The organism is Pseudomonas brassicacearum (genome assembly GCF_000585995.1).
In the GTDB taxonomy this organism is placed as follows: Bacteria; Pseudomonadota; Gammaproteobacteria; order Pseudomonadales; family Pseudomonadaceae; genus Aquipseudomonas; species Aquipseudomonas brassicacearum_A.
The window spans coordinates 5,056,930-5,077,925 of sequence record NZ_CP007410.1; the positions used below are offsets into that span (position 1 = coordinate 5,056,930).

Here is a 20,996-nt window from a genome sequence, read left to right on the forward strand (position 1 = left end):
TACAGACGCGCTACGCAGTACCAATATAAGAAATATCGGTTTTTTTCCGTGGATATGTCCCTGCCCGTCGGCGCGAGGATGGCCGCTGCCCCTCAAGCCTGATAAAATCGCGCGCCTTCGCAGACCGGCAATGGCTGGGCTCCCGGAATAATTCGTACAACGGTTATTCAATGGCCCCGGCGCCGGTCGTTACCCAGAAATCCCCCCTAAAGGCCTGGATCATGAGCAAGCAACCCTCCCTGAGCTACAAGGACGCCGGTGTAGACATCGACGCCGGTGAAGCATTGGTCGAACGCATCAAGAGCGTCGCCAAGCGCACTGCGCGTCCGGAAGTCATGGGCGGCCTGGGCGGTTTCGGCGCCCTCTGCGAGATCCCGGCCGGCTACAAGCAACCCGTGCTGGTCTCGGGCACCGACGGCGTCGGCACCAAGCTGCGCCTGGCACTGAACCTGAACAAGCACGACAGCATCGGCATCGACCTGGTGGCCATGTGCGTGAACGACCTGGTGGTCTGCGGTGCCGAGCCGCTGTTCTTCCTCGACTACTACGCCACCGGCAAACTGAACGTCGACACCGCCGCCCAGGTCGTGACCGGCATCGGCGCCGGCTGTGAATTGGCCGGCTGCTCGTTGGTCGGCGGTGAAACCGCTGAAATGCCGGGCATGTACGAAGGCGAAGACTACGACCTGGCTGGTTTCTGCGTCGGCGTGGTAGAAAAAGCCGAGATCATCGACGGGTCGAAAGTCGCCGCCGGCGATGCCCTGCTCGCCCTGCCGTCCTCCGGCCCGCACTCCAACGGCTACTCGCTGATCCGCAAGATCATCGAAGTCTCCGGTGCCGACATCGAAAACACCCAGCTCGACGGCAAGCCACTGGCCGACCTGCTGATGGCCCCGACCCGCATCTACGTCAAGCCGCTGCTCAAGCTGATCAAGGACACCGGCGCCGTCAAGGCCATGGCCCACATCACGGGCGGCGGTCTGCTGGACAACATCCCCCGCGTACTGCCAAAAGGCGCCCAAGCCGTGGTCGACGTGGCGAGTTGGACCCGTCCAGCGGTGTTCGACTGGCTGCAAGAGAAAGGCAACGTCAATGAAACCGAAATGCACCGCGTGCTGAACTGCGGCGTGGGCATGGTGATTTGCGTAGCCCAGGAGCACGTCGAGACCGCCCTGAACGTATTGCGTGAAGCCGGCGAGCAGCCTTGGGTCATCGGCCAGATCGCCACCGCCGCCGAAGGTGCTGCCCAGGTCGAGCTGAAAAACCTTAAGGCGCACTGATGTCCGCAACCTGTGACGTGGTGGTGCTGCTGTCCGGCACCGGCAGTAACTTGCAGGCGTTGATCGACAGTACGCGGACCGGCGACAGCCCGGTCCGTATCCGCGCGGTGATTTCCAACCGCGCCGATGCCTACGGCCTGCAACGTGCCCGGGAGGCGGGTATCGACACCCGCGTCCTGGATCACAAGGCGTTCGAGGGCCGCGAAGCCTTCGATGCCGCGCTGATGGAACAGATCGATACCTTCAACCCACAACTGGTGGTACTGGCCGGCTTCATGCGCATCCTCAGCGCCGGCTTCGTGCGTCACTATCAGGGTCGCCTGTTCAATATCCATCCCTCGCTGCTGCCCAAATACAAAGGGTTACACACTCACCAGCGGGCCCTGGAGGCCGGAGACACGGAGCACGGCTGCTCGGTACACTTTGTCACCGAGGAACTCGATGGCGGACCACTGGTCGTACAGGCAGTAATACCGGTAGAGTTGCACGACACGCCGCACAGCCTGGCGCAACGGGTTCACGCCCGCGAGCACCAGATCTACCCGATGGCCGTGCGTTGGTTTGCCGAAGGACGGCTGACCCTCGACGATCGCGGTGCCTCACTGGACGGCCAGTTACTCGCCGCCAGCGGCCATTTGATTCGATACTAGGAGATTTTATGCGTCGCGCCCTGCTCTTCGCTTGCGCTCTGCTTGCCTTGCCCTTGGCACAGGCTTCGGAACTTCAACCGTTCTCCGCCAGCTACACCGCCGACTGGAAACAGTTGCCCATGAGCGGCACCGCCGAGCGCAGCCTGACCAAGGAAGCCAATGGCACCTGGAAGCTGAGCTTCAAGGCTTCGATGATGATCGCCAGCCTGACCGAAGAAAGCACCCTGACCCTGGACAAGGACACTTTGCTGCCACAGTCCTACCATTTCGAACGCGGTGGCCTGGGCAAGGCCAAGAAGGCCGACCTGGACTTCGACTGGAACACCAAGATGGTCACCGGTACCGATCGCGGTGACGCGGTCAAGCTGCCGCTCAACCGTGGCATGGTCGATAAATCCACTTATCAACTGGCCCTGCAGCACGACGTGGCGGCCGGCAAGAAAAGCATGAGCTATCAGGTCGTTGATGATGGCGAAATCGATACCTATGACTTCCGCGTGCTGGGCTCGGAAAAGGTCGACACCAAGGCCGGCCAGATCGAGGCGATCAAGGTCGAGCGCGTGCGCGACCCGACACAAAGCAAACGCATCACCGTGCTCTGGTTCGCCAAGGACTGGGACTACCTGCTGGTGCGCCTGCAACAGGTCGAGACCGACGGCAAGGAGTACAACATCATGCTCCAGGACGGTACGGTCAACGGCAAGGCTGTGAAAGGCAGTTGACCCACGCTGATACCAAGAAGCCCCGCACATGCGGGGCTTTTTTTGCCCGGATTTTCATGAACACCCAAAAGGGCTGTGCCTTCACGGGGCATTGCCGCTGCAACATGAAATCTTCTTCATGAAAAACACCTGCGACCGAATGCCGCGCACCACCTGGCCCGTAGGATTGGTGTGATTTTCATGAAAACTTCTTAACGAACCGGAGCATTTACTTAGCAGGCTATCCAAACCTATAACAAAGGCCTGCACACGCCTTGCTGCAGATAAAGAGATTGGAGAGCTTGCAAGATGACTGTGAAAGTAACTGAACGCGACGACGCTCACATGTCCCACGAAGGCATTGCCGCCGGTATCCGAATCTGGGATGTGCATCAACAGGATTTGCTGGTGGGAATGTTCCATTCGGAGACAGATGCTCATAGCTACAAGGCTGAGCTGGAGCGCGAGGAAAGGCTGCGTTCGCGAGAAATGGCGGAATCCTGAACAAGAGAAAACACCTGTGGGAGCGGGCTTGCTCGCGATAGCGGTTTATCAGCGACAAACATAGCGACTGACACACTGCTATCGCGAGCAAGCTCGCTCCCACAGGCTTTGTGTTTCAGCTCAACGGCATTGCGCCGTTCTTACCACATCAAATCATCCGGAATCTGATACGCCGCGTACGGATCATCAGCATCCACTTCTTCAGTCTGGGTGTTGAGCTGGACGATGCGCTGGGGATCGCGCTCCTGGATTTTCAGGGCCGCCTCGCGCGGGATCACTTCGTAACCGCCGGCATGGTGGACGATCGCCAGCGAGCCACTGCTCAGCTTGTTGCGCATCAGGGTGTTGACCGAGATGCGCTTGACCTTTTTGTCGTCGACGAAATTGTAGTAATCCTCAGTGGTCAGCTTCGGCAGGCGCGAGACTTCGATCAATTGCTTGATTTGCGCGGCCCGGGCTTTCTGCTCGACCTTTTCCTGCTGCTGACGGTTGAGTTCCTGGTCGCGCTTGACCTTCTCGGCCATGGCCTCCTGGGCAGCGCGCTGCTGGGAGTCGTCCAGTTCGATCTGGCCTTTGTGGGCCAGGCGCTGCTGCTTCTGTTTCTCTTTGCCGACCTGTTTGGCCTGCTTTTGGTTGACCAGCCCTGCTTTGAGCAACTGGTCGCGAAGGGAAAGGCTCATGGTGCTTACTCACTTAGGCAACGGCCTCAGCCACAGCTGGGCAAATTCTTTTCCTGACGTTTGGCTTCGCCCCACAAGGCGTCCAACTCTTCGAGGGTGCAATCTTCCATGGGACGATGGGTGTCGCGCAATGCCTGTTCGATAAATCGGAAGCGTCGTTCGAATTTCCCGTTGGCGCCACGCAGGGCGGTTTCCGGGTCGACTTTCAGATGCCGGGCCAGGTTTACCACGCTGAACAGCAGGTCGCCGATCTCGTCGCTGATGGCGACCGGATCATTGTCGGCCATGGCTTCGAGGACTTCGTCCAGTTCCTCCCGGACCTTGTCGAGCACCGGCAACGGGCCTGGCCAGTCGAAACCGACCTGCCCCGCACGCTTCTGCAACTTCGCCGAACGGGACAACGCTGGCAAGGCCGCCGGCACATCGTCGAGCAACGATAACTGCTCCGGTGCCGAAGCCTTCTCGGCCCGCTCCTCCGCCTTGATTTGCTCCCAGCGCAGCTTGACCTGCTCTTCGCTCAGGCGCGGTATGTCCATTGGCGCGTAAAGATCACCGGTAGGAAACACATGGGGATGACGGCGGATCAGCTTGCGGGTGATGCTGTCGACCACGCCGGCGAATTCGAAGCGGTTTTCTTCCCGGGCCAGCTGGCTGTAATACACCACTTGGAACAACAGGTCGCCCAACTCGCCCTGCAAATGATCGAAATCACCGCGCTCGATGGCATCGGCCACTTCGTAGGCTTCTTCCAGGGTATGGGGAACGATGGTCGCGTAGGTTTGCTTGATGTCCCACGGACAGCCGTACTGCGGGTCCCGCAGGCGGTTCATGAGGTGGAGCAGGTCTTCGAGGCTATACATTAAATCGTCTCATCACACAAAACCCTGTGGGAGCGGGCTTGCTCGCGAAAGCGGCGTATCAGACAACATTTATGTCGACTGACACATCGTCTTCGCGAGCAAGCCCGCTCCCACAATTAGTTATGGGATCACCCCGGCGTCCGGTTACGCCGGGTCTCGATGATGTTCGGCAACTGGGAAATCCGCCCCAGCAACCGCCCCAGCGCATCCAGCCCCGGAATTTCGATGGTCAGGGACATCAGCGCGGTGTTGTCTTCCTTGTTCGAACGGGTGTTGACTGCCAACACGTTGATCCGCTCGTTCAGCAACACCTGGGACACGTCACGCAGCAGGCCGGAGCGGTCGTAGGCGCGGATGACGATGTCCACCGGGTAGGTGAGCACCGGCACCGGGCCCCAGCTGACCTGGATGATCCGCTCCGGTTCACGACCGGCCAGTTGCAGCACCGAGGCGCAGTCCTGGCGGTGAATGCTCACGCCACGGCCCTGGGTGATGTAGCCGACGATCGCATCCCCGGGCAACGGCTGGCAGCAGCCCGCCATTTGGGTCATCAGGTTGCCCACGCCCTGGATCTGGATGTCGCCGCGCTTGCCTGGCTTGTAGCCGGTGGCCTTGCGCGGGATCAGTTCCAGTTGCTCGTTGCCGCGTTCCGGCTCCACCAGTTGCTGGGCCAGGTTGACCAGTTGCGCCAGGCGCAGATCGCCGGCACCGAGGGCGGCGAACATGTCCTCGGCGGTTTTCATGTTGGCTTTTTCGGCCAGCTTGTCGAAATCCACCTGCGGCAGGCCCAGGCGACTGAGTTCGCGCTCGAGCAAGGTCTTGCCAGCGGCGACGTTCTGGTCGCGGGCCTGCAACTTGAACCAGTGGACGATTTTCGCCCGCGCCCGCGACGTGGTGATGTAGCCCAGGTTCGGGTTCAGCCAGTCGCGGCTCGGCGTGCCGTGCTTGCTGGTGATGATCTCGACCTGTTCACCGGTCTGCAGGCTGTAGTTGAGCGGCACGATCCGCCCGTTGATCTTGGCGCCACGGCAGTTGTGGCCGATCTCGGTGTGGACCCGGTAGGCGAAGTCCAGTGGCGTCGCGCCCTTGGGCAGGTCGATGGCGTGGCCGTCGGGGGTGAAGATGTAGACCCGGTCCGGCTCGATATCGACCCGCAGCTGTTCGGCCAGGCCACCGATGTCGCCCAGTTCCTCGTGCCACTCCAGCACCTGGCGCAACCAGGAGATTTTCTCTTCGTAGTGATTGGAGCCGGACTTGACGTCGGTGCCCTTGTATTTCCAGTGGGCGCAGACCCCCAGCTCGGCTTCCTCGTGCATGGCGTGGGTGCGGATCTGTACTTCCAGCACCTTGCCTTCCGGGCCGATCACTGCGGTGTGCAGCGAGCGATAGCCGTTTTCCTTGGGGTTGGCGATGTAGTCGTCGAACTCCTTGGGAATGTGCCGCCACAAGGTGTGGACGATCCCCAGCGCGGTGTAGCAATCGCGCATTTCCGGAACCAGTACGCGAACGGCGCGAACGTCGTAGATCTGGCTGAACTCCAGGCCCTTGCGCTGCATTTTGCGCCAGATCGAATAGATGTGCTTGGCCCGGCCACTGATGTCGGCTTCCACGCCGGTGGCCTGTAATTCTTCCCGCAGTTGGGTCATCACATCGGTGATGAAGCGCTCGCGATCCAGGCGCCGCTCATGCAACAGCTTGGCGATCTGCTTGTACTGATCGGGCTCCAGGTAGCGGAAGGACAGGTCCTCCAGCTCCCACTTGATGTGACCGATGCCAAGACGGTGGGCCAGGGGGGCATAAATGTCGAACACTTCCCGGGCGACTCGGTTGCGCTTTTCGTCATCGGCGCCTTTCACCGCGCGAATTGCGCAGGTTCGTTCGGCCAGCTTGATCAGCGCGACGCGTACGTCGTCGACCATGGCCACCAGCATCTTGCGCAGGTTTTCCACCTGGCCTTGGGTGCCCAGGACCATGGACTGACGCGGGCTGAGGCTGGCGCTGATGGCGGCCATGCGCAGCACGCCGTCGATCAGCTTGGCGACCACCGTGCCAAAACGCTGGCTGACCACCGGAAGCTGGATCTGGCCTTCGCGCACGCCCCGGTACAGCACCGCCGCCACCAGCGAATCCTGGTCGAGCTTGAGGTCGGCGAGGATTTCGGCGATCTCAAGGCCCGTCTGGAAACTCGAGGTGCCTTCGGACCACAGGTTTTTCGCCGCGTTGTGTTGTTGTTCCGCCTCGCGAGCGAACTCACAGGCTTCCTTCAAGGCTTCGCGATCCAGTGCCGTGTCGACACTGACCGCATGATCGAGCCAAGCCTCGAGGTTGATACTGCCGTCGGTGTTGATCGGCTGGTGTGCTCTCACCTGTACCATCTTTACCTACCTTCCCTACGACGCAGATTCAATGCGTCAACATCGCTGACCTTCGCTGTTCGTGTTTCCGCACAGGGCTGTGACGGGTTGGCACGAACGGGTCAGTCGGACAAGCCATCCTGGCTCGCTTCAAATAACGCCATGGCCTCGACATGTGCCGTTTGAGGAAACATATCGAGAATCCCGGCACGTTTTAACCGGTAGCCCTGCTTGATCAATTCGACCGTGTCCCGCGCCAAAGTTGCGGGGTTGCACGATACATATACCAACCGCCTGGCGCCCAGGGACGCCAGCTTGCGCACCACCTCGAAAGCACCGTCACGGGGTGGGTCCAAGAGTACCGCAGAAAAGCCTTCGCCGATCCATTCGGCACCTGCCAGTGGCTGGGATAAATCGGCCTGAAAAAAGGCAGTGTTATTCAAATTGTTGCTGACGGCATTGGCCGCCGCACGGTCCACCATGGTTTGCACGCCTTCCACGGCCACCACCTGGCGCACATGCCGGGCCAGGGGCAAGGCAAAGTTGCCCAGGCCGCAGAACAGATCCAGTACTCGCTCTTCGGCTTGGGGCGCAAGCCATTGCAGCGCCTGGGCAATCATCGCTTCGTTGACCCCAGCGTTCACCTGGATGAAATCCCCCGGCCGGTAAGCCAGGTCCAGGTCCCAGGTCTCCAGGCGATAACCCAAGGCTTGCCCTGGATCGACCGGTTGCGGCTCGCCTTCACCGTGCAGCCACAACTGGGCCTCGTGGAAAACACAGAAGTCCTTGAGGATCGTCAGGTCGGCGTCCGACAGCGGCGTCATGTGTCGCAGCAGCAGCGCCAGGGACGAGCCCGCGAACAATTCCACGTGCCCCAGGGCCTGGGGTTTGCTCAAGCGTCGAAGCATGTCCGGCAGACGGCTCATGATCGGCTGCAAGGGCTGTACCAGTACCGGACAATCGCCGATGGCAACGATGTCCTGGCTGCCGACGGCGCGCAAACCCACTTCGAGCTTTTTCGCCTTCTGATCCCAGCGCACCGCCACGCGGGCGCGACGTCGATAACCGAACTCAGGCCCGCTCAACGGCGCCGCCCACTCATCGGGTTCAACCCCGGCCACTCGCGACAACTGCTCGGCCAGCATGCGCTGTTTCAGGGCGAGTTGTTCGTCATGGGGCAAATGCTGGACGCTGCAACCGCCGCAACGACCGGCATGGATGCACGGCGCCGCACGCCGCAGTTCACTGGGCTGGAACACACGCTCGGTCCGGGCCTCGACCACTTTGCCATGGGCCCCCAGCACCCGCGCCTCGACCTCTTCGCCAGCCAGGGCGCCGATGACAAACCAGGTGCGCCCGTCAACAAAGGCGATGCCCCGGCCATCGTTGGCCAGGCGCTCGATGGTCAAGCGCTGCTTTTTACCGGTGGGCACTTGCGGGGCCCGGCTTCCGCCGCTGGGCTGGAAGCGCAGGCCTCTCTCTTGCTTGGCCATCAGTTGGGCGCGTCGAAAATGCCGGTCGACAGGTAACGGTCGCCACGGTCGCAGATGATCGCGACGATCACCGCGTTTTCAACTTCCTTCGACAGGCGCAGCATCCCCGCCACGGCACCGCCCGAAGACACGCCGCAGAAGATGCCCTCTTCGCGAGCCAGGCGACGGGTGATGTCCTCGGCTTCGCTCTGGGCCATGTCGATGATGCGGTCCACGCGCTCGGCCTGGTAGATCTTCGGCAGATACTCTTCGGGCCAGCGACGGATGCCAGGAATGGCCGAGCCTTCCATCGGTTGCAAGCCGATGATCTGCACGTTCGGGTTCTGTTCTTTCAGATAGCGCGAGGTGCCCATGATGGTACCGGTGGTGCCCATCGAGCTGACGAAATGGGTGATCGTGCCGTCGGTCTGGCGCCAGATCTCGGGGCCGGTGGTGGTGTAGTGGGCCTCTGGATTGTCGCCGTTGGCGAACTGGTCCAGCACCTTGCCACGCCCTTCGGCCTGCATGCGCTCGGCCAGGTCCCGGGCGCCTTCCATGCCCTGCTCCTGGGTCACCAGGATCAACTCGGCGCCATAGGCGGTCATGGCCGCCTTGCGTTCGGCGCTGGAGTTGTCGGGCATGATCAGGATCATCTTGTAGCCCTTGATCGCCGCCGCCATCGCCAAGGCAATACCGGTGTTGCCGGACGTCGCCTCGATCAGCGTATCGCCAGGCTGGATCTGCCCGCGCAACTCGCCACGGGTGATCATCGACAGCGCCGGCCGATCCTTGACCGAACCCGCCGGGTTATTCCCTTCGAGCTTGAGCAAAAGCGTATTGCTGGTGACGCCGGGCAGGCGTTGCAAACGGACCAGCGGAGTGTTGCCGACGCAATCGGCGATGGTGGGGTACTGCAAAGTCATGGCGTATTCGCAATCCGGACTGCGGGGGCGCCTATCATACCGGCAAACCTGGCGCGGCCATATCACGCAAAGTGTGGTGGTTATGGCTTATGGGAATAAGCGGGGCGAAAGCCGAGGACGCTGCTCTATGGGTAGCTTGTCTCCCCGCCACCACACAGTCCTTTTCCTACAGATTTGAAAGCTCAAATCGTGAATGCATATCTGTTGTAAGCACCGTCTGTAAGCACTCTTCCTGCCTGCTTGTGGGTTCGTTCCTTTATAGCAATGACCAAGCAGTCAAAGATATCTGGCTTTGCACCGTGTTCTTTACTGTTGTATGGCTAAACGTATTAGTAGGTGTTGAGCAATAACGATGGCCGACGCAACACCAAAAGATCCACAGCCCAGCGCCCGGCGGACTTGTGGGCAACGCTTGCGCAACCTATTGGAAGAGTACGGCATCTCTCACTCGGCCTTTGCCGACGTGCTAGGTGTCAGCCCTCAATGCATAACTAACTGGAGCTCGCGGGGTATCCCTCGGCTGTGGGTGGAGCCATTGGCACGTTTGCTGAGTGTCAGTGAGGAGTGGCTGACGACTGGGGAGGGTAAGCGGACACGTGACCTACATCGGGAGGTAGAACAGGATCAAACAGGTCTGAGGGGTTGAGACCGGAGCACCCCCCGATAAAAGCACCCTCCTCAACTTCCTCGCCTGATTGAAAAGCGCGAATTGGTTACCGGCATTCTGGCTGTAATCAATGGCTAGCTGGGCGCCCGGGCCTGTCGCTGCGCCAAGGCTTTATCGTTGGCTTCCTCCATATTCGCTCCATCTAACTGTCATATCTGCCACTTTCTGTAGTACTTATTACCCATCAGAGGAAGTTCTTTCCTCGCACCACATAAAAATCTGTAGGAACACGATTTTTTATCGGATCTTTCCTGCGATTCATCGAGACATTCATGAACTAGCGAATTATCAGACATACCGATAATATTATTACCAAGCAATTCAGCACTCAATCTTAACCAAGGAACAGCCAATTGAAGAAAAACAATGAAGACCTAACAAAGCGAGAACATGAAGTCCTGCAATTACTTCTGCTAGGTGAAACAAACAAAAAAATAGCTTTAGTGCTCGGCATTAGCGATTTCACCGTGCGAGAATACGTTTCCTCAATTTTAAGAAAGAAAGGGGTAAACTCCAGAGGAAAATTATTCTCGGAGAAACTCAATAAATATTAAAATCCGTAGCTAATTTAAAAGTCTTAACCGCCCGCCCCTCCAGACAAATTATCAGTCGCGGGACCACCTGAATTAGAAACACAAAAACAACCGGATATATAAACATAAACATCATATTATCTGAAATCGTATAATCAAACGCAGACCTACATACCGCAACCAGCCCCCTTAAAGCAAGCCCCGTCATCCCGCCCATTAAAACCCATAACAGAATAGACATACCAACTCCATTGAAAACCGATAAGACAAGCGCTATAAACGTGCCTAGAACAACAGACATATCATATACATAGCACCACCGACAAAACAACTAAAAATATACAAAAGTCAAAGAAATCCAACACAATCAACTTTTTTAAATTACGAGACTGCAATCCGGTTATTCCTTCACCAATAACGGCCCTTAGATAGAGTTGTACGATAACAACAAAATTACGTGATTTGTACCCTACACATGTAGGGATGACCTCGACGAACATCCATGTAAAGCTTCAACGCTGTAGTGGCGTTAGCTAGGCAACCTAGACCGCTCTTGCGAACTCAAGGGAAACCTAGAGGGAAGTGCCGACAATTATATTGTGATTCATAATAATGGATGAAATGGAGAGCAAGTGTAATGACAGAAGCACGGCTGTCTGATCTGCAGGAGATTTTCGTACCGTTTGAAGTCGAAAAAATTGATGGATGCAGTGTTATTTATTTTAATAAAGCACTAGCCGAAGGAAAAACCGCGACAGACATCCTCAACTCTTACAGCTATATTGTGAGGTCTAAGTCATCAGATCCATGCAACCAGGGTTCAGTGAAGACGTTCATGGCCGAGCGATATGGTGGTGACGGTATACTTGGCAATGGCGGCGGAGGACGTTGCGGTTTCGACGGAACATGGCAGCTTAAGGGGCTCGGCCCCAACCAGCTAGTTGGAAAGAATGTCGACGCAGGTCATAGTGATGGCAACTTAAGCTTGGACACAGCTATTTATGAGTCTATTTGGTCTGAAATAATAAATGTGGCGCTCCCTTATGGAGCCATTAGAACTGTAGCTATTTTAGATACTGGACGCTCATACGAAGCGCAGGGAATTTCAACCCCCCGCGGGCTATTAATTCGCCAGCCTGTCGTGCGTCCAGCTCACTTTATTAGGGCGACTTTCTTTAAAGAAAATCAGCAAAATGGGCTAAGCGAAGACGCTAAACGGGTTAAAACTGCAATCGCTAAACTTGAAGAGTTTCTTCCAAGCGCAATGCCCGCATCACCATCTGACAGAGCGAATAAATGCTTGAAATCTGGATTTTTCGAGCTTGCTTCCCGATTTGCAGAGCAATTCGCCGCGGCCAAAGCGAAGCGTATTATCCATTACAATGTAAGTGCGTCTAATTTATCTATTGATGGGGCTTGGCTAGATCTGAGCGGGACTCGTCTATTCACCCACTTGATTGCGCCCGACCAAATTGATATCGAGAGATTTAATACCGAGTATTTCCCAGCTATAGATTGCATAAAGAGCTTATGCTATTACCTCAATAAGTACTCGGTAGTCACCCCCCAGGCATCCACACATCTTATGGAGGTAACAGTCAATCGATTCATACAGACATATCAGAGAAAGCTCAATTTGTATCAAGCGGCACAAGCCGGATTTCCTTTATGGGTATTGCGATTACTAGAAGATAGTCCAGAATTAAATAATTTCTCCAAAAACCTGCAGAAAATTTTTGCCTTAAACGATTTCACGGTTAGCGCCGTGAATTTGAATGGAGGGTGGAGCGGGTATGTACGCTGGACGGCACGGCTATTTACTGACTTACTTTTAAATACAGCTGATGCTTCGGCCGCAAACTTATTTTGGTTAAAAACAAACGCCTTGACCAAAGAACAACTGCTCACAAGCTTTAAACAATTATTTTATCGAGCATCCGTAATCTCCGAAGAACATAGCATCAGCCAGATGCACCTCTGCCACTGCATGCTAATAAATATAACGCGACTAAACCGCAGCGACAACATCCTACACAACCTTGAATCAAGGATAAAACTTATTACAAAAGATCCATCAGCAGATAAAAGAACCGCTTACCAGAAGCTTTCAGATGAAGCCATTTTTGCCGCAAACATGAGCCTCGGCAATGAAGAACAAAAGCATATTCTATTCTGGTTGAGCAGTACACTATCCATCTGGTTTGACCCCGTAACTGGAATGTTTAAACTGCATAACACTAGCGGCACTTCATTGTCGTTCGACACACTTATCAATCTAAGCGAACACAGGATGGACATACAGAACGCGCTTAGCTTTTACAGCGAAATTAGGAACCATCTAGCGAAAAAAACTCAGTTTAAGGGTATTGAGGCACTCTATCTAAATTAAGGCAATAAATCGAAGAGCTAATATTCTCGCCCCAAACGACTCACAACAATCATCCACCTCGCTGAGCACTAAATCACCTATTAGTGATACAAACAAAACGGCTCTACACTTGCGTCAAGAAAGTGCGATGCAATTGAAATAGAGCATACAAACCCTAACATTTGTTAACTGCCACAGGACTAAAATATGAAAACCTCATCCGGCCTATACACCTACTGCCGAAGTAATTACTCATCAAACAGGGCAAAACTCATTGGTTTTGCCTGTATGATAATTTGCACGAGCAATAACTATTCGTTATTTGAAATCATGACTTTGCGGCTCTGGATAGCTCCGGCCATAGACCACAAACAGATTTTATTTTTTTTCGATAGAAATGACTCCCCCATTGGATATGTAACTTGGGCTCACTTAGCTCCAGACAGCGAGACCAGGCTCCTGAGAGATCCAAACTTTTTACTTCATGCATCCGAATGGAATGAAGGAGGTAAAACCTGGATTATTGACTTTTGCTTTCCTTTAGGGCGCACCGCAGAAGCTATCAAACCTCTAAAAATGCATTTCCAATCACTTGGAATAGATAGGGTGTTTTGGGCGCGTCGGAATAGCGAGAACTTAATCAGAAGGGTAGGAAGCAGTGCCATCCCCATCAGGAAACAGATAACGAATTCGATAAATTTTGCAGATATTAATTCATAAGCGAAAGCTATTGATCGCCATCTACTCCATACTGCCAAATTTTGAAAAAGGCGAACCTCCAACTCATGTAGACTCAGTGCATACATGTGACAATTTTAACAGTTTGTCGTAGGGCCCCGTAAAAACTGTCGCCCCTCTTTGCGGAGTATATGTTATAGCTTCTGACTTGCAATAAAAAAAGAAACTGAAGAGCTTCTTTGATAAAAATACATTAACTTTTTTCTCCGAATAACCGATGGATAGCATCGCCATGTACAATATTTCTTGCTTCACCTCAGAACTTATTCTAAGCTCAGAAAGCGCTCCATCATAATACATTTTTTTGGTGGTAATCGCCAAATACCCAATCAGTCCGCTCAGCACCTCCCAACCAAAAAATCCGTTCGCCAGGGATATTCTATTAATAAAAACAAATACCAGCATCATCAGCGCAGAAGCCATTAGAGTTTTTTCAACCAAAGCAAAAACCTTTAAAAGATCAGTCGACAACTGCTCTTTAATCTGCAACCTATTTAATTTTATTTCGGTCATACCTCAACCTCTTGCGCTCTATTAGTTTCAATCTACTAGACATGCTCGCAACTTCACATCTAGTAGACAATCTAGTAGTTAACTACCCATACCTCCGGGCCCTTGGGGAAAAAAAGAAGTCCCATGAAAAGCACTTGGATCCCAAGAGTTAGCTGCGTTCCTCACAGCATTGTAAGCCGCGCCCCCTACCAAGGCTCCCAGCCCACTCCCAACGGCCGCGCCTGGCGTGGCAAGTCCTACTCGTCCCCCTATCGCTGCGCCCGCTGCTGCGCCCAAAGTGGCTCCTGCATTTCCGAAAAACGTGAAACCCGAGTCACCTGAACCGGCCCCGGACACTAATGACATTTCAATACATGATAACTTTCTCATGACAATTTTTTCCTTTCTCTAACTAAGTAGCATAGCGATTACCTTCTTACTTTATCCACATTAATACAAATGTGACAAAGTGCAGTTCACGATAGCGACCAAATTCGATGATTTGTACCCTACACATGTAGGGATGACCCAAACAGGCATCCATGGGATCTTCCCTGCCTCGCCGCGATGCGGCATGGCTTCCCAAGGGGCTCCGGAATGCAATTATTGTCAGCAAGGAATGCTCACATTGACCCAAGACACGTCACTATTCAGAACAGAGGCTCTAGAAGCCCAACAGGTGCAATGGTTAGGCAGCATCGTGCTGATTCGCCCCGTCTCATTCACCTTCCTCACAGCCTTCGCCACACTCCTTGCATCAATCGTAATTATTTTTTTCATATGGGGAAGCTATACCAAGCGAAGCACCATAGCTGGGCAGTTACTGCCCTCCTCGGGACAGATTAAAGTTTATGCACCACAGCAAGGACGGGTGCTCGAAAGCTTTATCCATGAGGGGCAATACGTTAAGGCGGGCACGCACTTGCTCACATTATCCAGTGAGCACTATGGCGAAAATTCCGATCCGATTCAGGAAAGCATCAGTAACAACCTCAAGGAAAGGAAACTGTCCTTGATTGATGAGCTCAAAAAAATAAAATCTCTGCAGGCTGATGAAAGAAAAAGCCTCACCAGCCACTTAAGCAGCCTAGAGAATGAGTTGGATATTCTAGCCGGACAAATTTCCAGTCAAATACAGCTGGTCGCCTTGGCTTTAAATGCCACCAGTCGCTATTCGGGATTAATGGAAAAGGGATATATAGCTATGGATCAGCTACAGCAGCGCCAAGCAGAGCTACTCAATCATCGACAGAAACTAAATACTCTTGAACGTGACCGCTCCGCGCTGCGACAACAGATAACCGAGCGGCGCAACGCGCTTTCTGGCTTATCCTCTCGACATGAAAATCAACTCGCCATCGTGCATAGAACGCTATCAGAAATTGATCGAGAGCTCATTGAGAGTGAGGCGCGGCGAATATTAGTTATCAAGGCTCCCCAAGAAGGTGTCGTGACTGCAATTTTTGCGGAGCCCGGACAGACCGCAGGCACCGCTAGGCCGCTTTTAAGCATCGTCCCAAACAACTCGCAATTGCAGGCCGAACTTTATTCCCCAAGCAAATCTATCGGTTTCATCCGGGCCGGCGATGAAGTACGTATTCGCTATCAAACCTATCCCTATCAAAAATTCGGGCAGCACAACGGTACAGTTAAATCCATCTCCAAGGCCTCGGTTTCTGCCGGGGAGCTTGCAAACGCGGTCGGAGAAATACCCGGCATTGGCCTAGACGGCGAACGCTATTACCGGATACGCGTCGGCCTGGACCAACAGCATGTTCTGGCGTATGGCGAACAACGGCCATTGCAAACGGGCATGTTACTTGAAGCGGACATAATGCAAGAGACTCGTCATCTTTATGAATGGGTACTTGAGCCTCTTTATAGCTTGACGGGAAAGTTTTAGGAGCAATGCCGTTGAATTATACGAATGCAGTTTCACTCCACTGGAGGCGCCGGCTTCCGCTATTGCTGCAAACCGAAGCCACTGAATGCGGCCTGGCCTGTTTAGGAATGATTCTTGGCTATCATGGACATAACTCAAGCCTGCATGAACTCCGAAATAGATTCCAAACCTCATTAAAAGGCATGACATTAAAGCAGATAATTCAAATAGCGCACCGATTGAAGCTAGGAACACGCGCCATCAGGCTCGACATAACAGACCTTCTGCAACTTAAACTACCGTGCATTCTACACTGGAATTTCAATCACTTTGTAGTTCTGAAGTCCGTACATAAAAGCCACCTTGTGCTACATGACCCAGCCAGAGGTATTCTACATATATCACTTACCGACAGCAGCGATTCTTTTACCGGAATAGCGCTGGAATTATGGCCAGAATTTGATTTTGAAGAGAAGAAAAAAAAGCCAAGCATCAGACTTTACAAGATGCTCGGAAAAACGACAGGGCTGTTTCAATCGCTATTGCAAGTACTTCTACTGGCGTTCGCACTGGAAATATTTTCTCTCGTCAGCCCATTTCTTCTCCAGTGGACAATTGATAATGTTCTTATCAGTGAAGATAACGAATTACTGAAAACACTTGTATTAGGCTTTGGGTTATTAATGCTTATGCAACAGGGGGTAGCGGCCATTCGTGCATGGGTGTTGATCTACATGAACACAATGATTAGCGTGCAATGGCGAGCCAATGTATTCACTCATTTATTGAGATTGCCCATTCACTTTTTTGAAAAACGACATCTGGCGGATGTTGTATCGCGTTTTGGTGCAGTTAACCAAATCCAACAGACACTTACCGCCGCATTTTTCTCCGGCGTTCTTGATGGCCTGATGAGTGTTGCTACATTAGCACTGATGTTCATGTACAGTCCTACTCTAGCTTCTATTTCCCTCATCACCATGGCACTTTATATATTAGCTCGCTGCATCTGGTACGCCCCTTTCCGCAGGGCAACGGAAGAACAGATAATCCACGCTGCGCGTCAGGAGAGCCACTTTCTGGAAACCGTCAGGGGTGTTCGGGCGATCAAACTATTCCGGCGACCCGATGAACGACGTTCCACTTGGTTAGGCCTATTGATTGAGCAAATCAACGCGGATATTCGAACCCAAAAAATGCAACTTCTTTATACACAACTTAACGGTTTACTTTTCGGCATTGAAAATCTGCTTGCGGTGTGGTTTGGCGCCGGCATGGTGATGAGTGGACATTTCAGTGTGGGTATATTAATGGCCTTCACCGCCTATAAGGCACAATTCGTCAGTAGAGTGTCGAACCTGGTAGACCATGTTTTTGAATTGCATATGCTCCAACTCCATGGTGAGCGCTTGGCCGACATTGTTCTTCACCCGCCGGAAAATATCCACGGGGAAATTAATTTAGCCATACCCCCCACACACAGTGCAAATATTGAAATAAGAGACTTGATGTACCGCTACTCCGACCAAGAGCCTTATATCATTAACAAACTAAATTTATCTATAGCCGAGGGAGAATCGGTAGCCATCACGGGAGCGTCAGGCGCCGGGAAAAGTACATTGTTCAACTTGATGCTAGGAATTCTCCCTCCCAGCGAAGGGCAAATAAAAATCGCCGGAATTGACGTAAAAGACATGGGCGTGAACACACTCCGAGACATGGTCGGCACGGTGATGCAGGATGATATCTTGTTTGCCGGGTCACTTGCGGAGAACATTTCTTTTTTCGACCAGGATGCTGATATGTCCTGGATAATGCAGTGCGCACAAATGGCCGCGATCCATAATAGTATCCAATCAATGCCTATGGGATACAGCACGTTGGTTGGGGACATGGGGACGGTGCTCTCAGGTGGACAGAAACAACGCGTATTCTTGGCTCGCGCGCTTTATAAAAGAGCTAGAATTTTATTCCTTGACGAAGCCACCAGCCATCTAGATCTGCAATGCGAGCAATTAGTCAACGACGCCATTCGCTCCCTCAAAATAACCCGAGTAATTGTCGCACATAGGCCTGAGACGATCGCGTCTGCGGACCGGGTTTTCATATTGGATTCTGGCAAATTAGAACCTTCACCCATCCACGCGAATGTGGATGCGATTAAATGATGGGCTATTCCAGCTGTGCGCTTTCCATACTTGTCGGGGGCATAACGTTATCAGCTATAGGTGCTGAGCTTGTTGCATCTAAACAAGTGACGTCAGCCTCTTCAAAGGCAAGCTCCTACACGGGCCGGCCGTGCGCCTTTGGAAATCTCCCAGCAAAATTGTCTCTACAAGAAACTATAGAACGAATACTTTGCAGCGACCCGAAAACACGCTCGGCCTGGGCTCATGCAAAAGCGCAAGCCGCTCAGATCGGAGTCAGTCGATCTTCGTATTTTCCGAAACTTACCGGCAGCACCGGCATGTCTACGGGACGGACCATTACCAGTTATGAGCAACGCAGTGAACTTTCCAGAGAAGGTAACCAACGGCAGATTTCCAATAGACTGCATTTCAGCTGGGTCTTGTTCGATTTTGGGCATAGGGAGGCCGAGCTGCGAAGATCCATACAACTCTTGGTTGCTGCCAATGCCAATCAAGACGCCGTACTGCAAAAATCTTCCGCGTCCGCTGCGGAGCTCTACTATGGTGCTCTCGCCGCTCAGCGCAGCTTGATCATCTCATCAAAAGTTACATCGTTTGCAGCCGAAAATCTCGATGCAGCAGAAGCCAGGTATCGATCTGGTGCCGCAGCACTTTCTGATTTATTGCAAGCGAAGGCAGCCTATTCCCAAGCCAGTCTGAATCAGATTCGCGATAAGGGAGCGCTCCGCAATGCCGCTGGGATGCTTGCGCTGCGCATGGGACTCTCTCCTGAAACGCCATTCGAATTGGAGGGTAATCTGACGTCGTTACCTGACACGCGATTCATCAAGGCAATTGATGACCTATTTCAACAAGCCCAACACGATCATCCCGCCTTGATAGCCGTTAGAGCCAAGATCAAAGCTACTGAGGCGAAGCTTGACGAGAGTCGTGCGGCTGGAAAGCCGACTCTTTCACTAACGGCGGATATTTCCCATACCCGAATTGATCAATCCCAAATGCTTAACGGTGACAGGCGCGACCGGGATAGAGCCCTTGGCCTGCAATTAAATATTCCTCTGTTTGACGGCTTCAGCCGAAAGTATCAAATACGTAGCGATCTTGCCCTTCTTGAGGCAAGCAAAGAGGAGCTTCTGGAGGAAGAACAGAGGTTATCGCTTGAGCTATGGGAAAACTATCAAACCCTAAGCACCGAATTTCAACGACTGGACCATACCAATAAATTGATCACACAGTCACAGCAATCCCTCGAGGTGGTACAAGGTCGCTATCGATCCGGGGTCGGTAGCATGATTGAATTATTGAATGCTTTAAGTACCTACGCAGCCGCTGAAGAGCAACACATCAACGCCTTGACTACTTGGCACACCACACGACTAAGACTTTCTGAAAACCTTGGATTGCTTGGCTTTTGGAGACTGCCCTAACGCTTCACAAAAAATCATAAACAAGGACTTTACTATGAGATTAGCATGGACCCTGCCCTTTTAGATCCCAAACCTTCGCAACACCACGAAAACTTCATCAAGAATACCTTCTCCATTTTGTTACCGTATTGGCAGAATGAAGAACGAGTATTTGCGCGAGTTACAGCGGCAGCGCTTATACTTTTATCGCTTCTAGCCGTTGCTACAGCGTTGGCCGTCAATGAATGGTATAGATACTTCTACGACGCAATACAGGAAGGCGACATAAAACAATTTTATCTCCTGATATCAATATTCATTGGCATCGTCATTTTTTCTGTCTTCAGATCGGTCTTGATAGCCTATCTGGTTGACATCCTGGCTTTGAGATGGCGAAGATGGTTAACTACTCATTACCTTCTCCTTTGGACATCAGATCCTGCCCCAGCCGATCAAACTGGAAACGCCGTAGATAATCCAGACCAGCGTATAGCAGAGGACATTAATAAATTTACCTTTGAGACCATCGACCTGGCTTGTGGGCTAACCTTTACCTTCGCCAGCATAATATCTTTTAGTATAGTATTAATCAGCGCATCCGGCGATGCTGTAGTCATGGGACTCACAATACCTTGCTACATGTTCCTAGCTGCCATTATCTATGCGTTCATCGGGACTCTTATCAGTCAGAAAATCGGTTTCAAACTAATTTCCTTAAGCAACGATCAACAACGATTGGAAGCCGATCTACGCTACTTCTTAATTAGGCTCCGGGAGAAACTCAGAACGTCTCCCTCACACCTCAAATATGAACCTAAGAAAAGCAGCATTAATCAAAGACTAGAAGCCAGCCTGGCTAACATGCGCACAATAATAAAAACCAAGATGCGTCTATCATTATTCACCGAAACGTATGGTCAACTCGCCTTGATCCTTAGCAGCTTATTGGCCGCCCCACGCTTCTTTGCAGGCCATATAACCTTTGGCGACTTGATGCAGATTAATTCGGCTTTTGGAAATCTCAGTGAAAACCTAAGCTGGTTTATCAACGCCTACCGCAGGATCGCAGATTGGAAAGCAACGACAGATCGCCTGATCGCTTTCAATAAGGCAATGAGGAACTCTCCTGCGGAGGCGCCGAAGTATCCAGCGCATGACTGCTCATCTTTTCGTGCTCCTGAGCCACCAACCTAAAGTTCAACCGCAACCTCTTCCAGCCACTCGGCACCCACAGCCGCCCTCCCCCTGACACTGGTCTATCGGCGGATACTCACTAAGCGATTCAGGGCGCGTTACGACTAGTCCCCTGCCGGACCGATGCACGGCGCACACGAAT

At 53.0% G+C, this 20,996-nt stretch carries 19 protein-coding genes; 12 read left to right on the top strand and 7 right to left on the bottom strand.

Annotated elements, in window-relative coordinates:
* The first annotated feature begins 221 nt into the window (after nucleotides 1–221).
* From purM to CD58_RS21620, 4 genes are all read left to right on the top strand, one after another.
* On the top strand, nucleotides 222–1,280 hold the full coding sequence (purM, locus tag CD58_RS21605) for a phosphoribosylformylglycinamidine cyclo-ligase (protein WP_025215046.1): 1,059 nt from the start codon (nucleotides 222–224) through the stop codon (nucleotides 1,278–1,280).
* Nucleotides 1,280–1,930 (top strand): phosphoribosylglycinamide formyltransferase, encoded by a 651-nt coding sequence (gene purN / locus CD58_RS21610; protein WP_025215047.1) that lies wholly within the window; start codon nucleotides 1,280–1,282, stop codon nucleotides 1,928–1,930. Before purM ends, purN begins: the two co-directional genes overlap by 1 nt.
* A gap of 8 nt (nucleotides 1,931–1,938) precedes the next feature.
* A complete protein-coding gene (locus CD58_RS21615) occupies nucleotides 1,939–2,652 on the top strand; it encodes a DUF3108 domain-containing protein (RefSeq protein ID WP_025215048.1) in 714 nt (237 codons plus the stop codon).
* Between the two features lie 288 nt (nucleotides 2,653–2,940).
* On the top strand, nucleotides 2,941–3,135 hold the full coding sequence (locus tag CD58_RS21620) for a hypothetical protein (RefSeq protein ID WP_025215049.1): 195 nt from the start codon (nucleotides 2,941–2,943) through the stop codon (nucleotides 3,133–3,135).
* Between the two features lie 140 nt (nucleotides 3,136–3,275).
* On the opposite strand, the gene CD58_RS21625 is transcribed toward CD58_RS21620, so the two are convergent.
* The 5 genes from CD58_RS21625 to cysM all read right to left on the bottom strand — a co-directional run bounded on the left by CD58_RS21625 (nucleotide 3,276) and on the right by cysM (nucleotide 9,424).
* The gene (locus tag CD58_RS21625; protein WP_003204668.1) at nucleotides 3,276–3,815 is read right to left on the bottom strand and encodes a DUF2058 domain-containing protein; all 540 of its coding nucleotides are present in this window, start codon (nucleotides 3,813–3,815) and stop codon (nucleotides 3,276–3,278) included.
* Between the two features lie 26 nt (nucleotides 3,816–3,841).
* The gene (gene mazG, locus CD58_RS21630; protein ID WP_025215050.1) at nucleotides 3,842–4,675 is read right to left on the bottom strand and encodes a nucleoside triphosphate pyrophosphohydrolase; all 834 of its coding nucleotides are present in this window, start codon (nucleotides 4,673–4,675) and stop codon (nucleotides 3,842–3,844) included.
* Between the two features lie 128 nt (nucleotides 4,676–4,803).
* Nucleotides 4,804–7,050 carry a GTP diphosphokinase gene (gene relA, locus CD58_RS21635; protein WP_025215051.1) on the bottom strand — a complete coding sequence of 749 codons (2,247 nt, stop codon included), beginning with the start codon at nucleotides 7,048–7,050 and terminating at the stop codon, nucleotides 4,804–4,806.
* Nucleotides 7,051–7,151: 101 nt separating this feature from the next.
* Nucleotides 7,152–8,522 (bottom strand): 23S rRNA (uracil(1939)-C(5))-methyltransferase RlmD, encoded by a 1,371-nt coding sequence (rlmD, locus tag CD58_RS21640; RefSeq protein WP_025215052.1) that lies wholly within the window; start codon nucleotides 8,520–8,522, stop codon nucleotides 7,152–7,154.
* Complete coding sequence (cysM, locus tag CD58_RS21645; protein WP_025215053.1) at nucleotides 8,522–9,424, bottom strand: cysteine synthase CysM; 903 nt, start codon at nucleotides 9,422–9,424, stop codon at nucleotides 8,522–8,524. Before cysM ends, rlmD begins: the two co-directional genes overlap by 1 nt.
* A 352-nt stretch (nucleotides 9,425–9,776) precedes the next feature.
* On the opposite strand from cysM, the gene CD58_RS31975 reads away from it, so the two are divergent.
* Both CD58_RS31975 and CD58_RS29500 read left to right on the top strand, forming a co-directional pair.
* Nucleotides 9,777–10,070: a helix-turn-helix domain-containing protein gene (locus CD58_RS31975; RefSeq protein WP_080712600.1), complete on the top strand. Its 294-nt coding sequence runs from the start codon at nucleotides 9,777–9,779 to the stop codon at nucleotides 10,068–10,070.
* Nucleotides 10,071–10,444: 374 nt separating this feature from the next.
* Nucleotides 10,445–10,645 (top strand): response regulator transcription factor, encoded by a 201-nt coding sequence (locus CD58_RS29500; protein ID WP_080712601.1) that lies wholly within the window; start codon nucleotides 10,445–10,447, stop codon nucleotides 10,643–10,645.
* On the opposite strand, the gene CD58_RS21650 is transcribed toward CD58_RS29500, so the two are convergent.
* On the bottom strand, nucleotides 10,632–10,865 hold the full coding sequence (locus CD58_RS21650; protein WP_025215054.1) for a hypothetical protein: 234 nt from the start codon (nucleotides 10,863–10,865) through the stop codon (nucleotides 10,632–10,634). The two genes, CD58_RS29500 and CD58_RS21650, sit on opposite strands and share 14 nt — an antisense overlap.
* Before the next feature lie 396 nt (nucleotides 10,866–11,261).
* On the opposite strand from CD58_RS21650, the gene CD58_RS28805 reads away from it, so the two are divergent.
* Both CD58_RS28805 and CD58_RS31980 read left to right on the top strand, forming a co-directional pair.
* Nucleotides 11,262–13,013, top strand: a complete 1,752-nt coding sequence (locus CD58_RS28805) for a hypothetical protein (protein WP_025215055.1) — start codon at nucleotides 11,262–11,264, stop codon at nucleotides 13,011–13,013.
* A 267-nt stretch (nucleotides 13,014–13,280) separates the two neighbouring features.
* Nucleotides 13,281–13,712, top strand: a complete 432-nt coding sequence (locus CD58_RS31980) for a toxin-activating lysine-acyltransferase (protein WP_419178846.1) — start codon at nucleotides 13,281–13,283, stop codon at nucleotides 13,710–13,712.
* A gap of 63 nt (nucleotides 13,713–13,775) precedes the next feature.
* Here CD58_RS31980 and CD58_RS21660 read toward each other — a convergent pair whose 3' ends face one another.
* A complete protein-coding gene (locus tag CD58_RS21660) occupies nucleotides 13,776–14,243 on the bottom strand; it encodes a hypothetical protein (protein WP_025215056.1) in 468 nt (155 codons plus the stop codon).
* 607 nt (nucleotides 14,244–14,850) lie between these two features.
* Here CD58_RS21660 and CD58_RS21665 point away from each other — a divergent pair.
* The 4 genes from CD58_RS21665 to CD58_RS21680 are packed head-to-tail and all read left to right on the top strand — an operon-like array spanning nucleotide 14,851 to nucleotide 20,854.
* Nucleotides 14,851–16,125 carry an HlyD family secretion protein gene (locus tag CD58_RS21665; protein ID WP_025215057.1) on the top strand — a complete coding sequence of 425 codons (1,275 nt, stop codon included), beginning with the start codon at nucleotides 14,851–14,853 and terminating at the stop codon, nucleotides 16,123–16,125.
* Between the two features lie 11 nt (nucleotides 16,126–16,136).
* The gene (locus tag CD58_RS21670; protein WP_025215058.1) at nucleotides 16,137–18,272 is read left to right on the top strand and encodes a peptidase domain-containing ABC transporter; all 2,136 of its coding nucleotides are present in this window, start codon (nucleotides 16,137–16,139) and stop codon (nucleotides 18,270–18,272) included.
* Entirely contained in the window at nucleotides 18,269–19,681 is a 1,413-nt protein-coding gene (locus tag CD58_RS29510; RefSeq protein WP_144238604.1) for a TolC family protein, read from the top strand. Before CD58_RS21670 ends, CD58_RS29510 begins: the two co-directional genes overlap by 4 nt.
* Before the next feature lie 45 nt (nucleotides 19,682–19,726).
* Nucleotides 19,727–20,854 (top strand): SbmA/BacA-like family transporter, encoded by a 1,128-nt coding sequence (locus tag CD58_RS21680; protein ID WP_025215060.1) that lies wholly within the window; start codon nucleotides 19,727–19,729, stop codon nucleotides 20,852–20,854.
* Nucleotides 20,855–20,996: the final 142 nt, after the last annotated feature.

Bases quoted from the DNA above. Each gene is read 5' to 3' on its own strand.
- cysM (WP_025215053.1), bottom strand. From the start codon at position 9,424: ATGACTTTGCAGTACCCCACCATCGCCGATTGCGTCGGCAACACTCCG.
- CD58_RS31975 (WP_080712600.1), top strand. From the start codon at position 9,777: ATGGCCGACGCAACACCAAAAGATCCACAGCCCAGCGCCCGGCGGACT.
- purN (WP_025215047.1), top strand. From the start codon at position 1,280: ATGTCCGCAACCTGTGACGTGGTGGTGCTGCTGTCCGGCACCGGCAGT.
- CD58_RS28805 (WP_025215055.1), top strand. From the start codon at position 11,262: ATGACAGAAGCACGGCTGTCTGATCTGCAGGAGATTTTCGTACCGTTT.
- rlmD (WP_025215052.1), bottom strand. From the start codon at position 8,522: ATGGCCAAGCAAGAGAGAGGCCTGCGCTTCCAGCCCAGCGGCGGAAGC.
- CD58_RS21615 (WP_025215048.1), top strand. From the start codon at position 1,939: ATGCGTCGCGCCCTGCTCTTCGCTTGCGCTCTGCTTGCCTTGCCCTTG.
- CD58_RS21680 (WP_025215060.1), top strand. From the start codon at position 19,727: ATGGACCCTGCCCTTTTAGATCCCAAACCTTCGCAACACCACGAAAAC.
- CD58_RS21620 (WP_025215049.1), top strand. From the start codon at position 2,941: ATGACTGTGAAAGTAACTGAACGCGACGACGCTCACATGTCCCACGAA.
- relA (WP_025215051.1), bottom strand. From the start codon at position 7,050: ATGGTACAGGTGAGAGCACACCAGCCGATCAACACCGACGGCAGTATC.
- CD58_RS29510 (WP_144238604.1), top strand. From the start codon at position 18,269: ATGATGGGCTATTCCAGCTGTGCGCTTTCCATACTTGTCGGGGGCATA.
- purM (WP_025215046.1), top strand. From the start codon at position 222: ATGAGCAAGCAACCCTCCCTGAGCTACAAGGACGCCGGTGTAGACATC.
- CD58_RS31980 (WP_419178846.1), top strand. From the start codon at position 13,281: ATGATAATTTGCACGAGCAATAACTATTCGTTATTTGAAATCATGACT.
- CD58_RS21650 (WP_025215054.1), bottom strand. From the start codon at position 10,865: ATGTCTATTCTGTTATGGGTTTTAATGGGCGGGATGACGGGGCTTGCT.
- CD58_RS21660 (WP_025215056.1), bottom strand. From the start codon at position 14,243: ATGACCGAAATAAAATTAAATAGGTTGCAGATTAAAGAGCAGTTGTCG.
- mazG (WP_025215050.1), bottom strand. From the start codon at position 4,675: ATGTATAGCCTCGAAGACCTGCTCCACCTCATGAACCGCCTGCGGGAC.
- CD58_RS21625 (WP_003204668.1), bottom strand. From the start codon at position 3,815: ATGAGCCTTTCCCTTCGCGACCAGTTGCTCAAAGCAGGGCTGGTCAAC.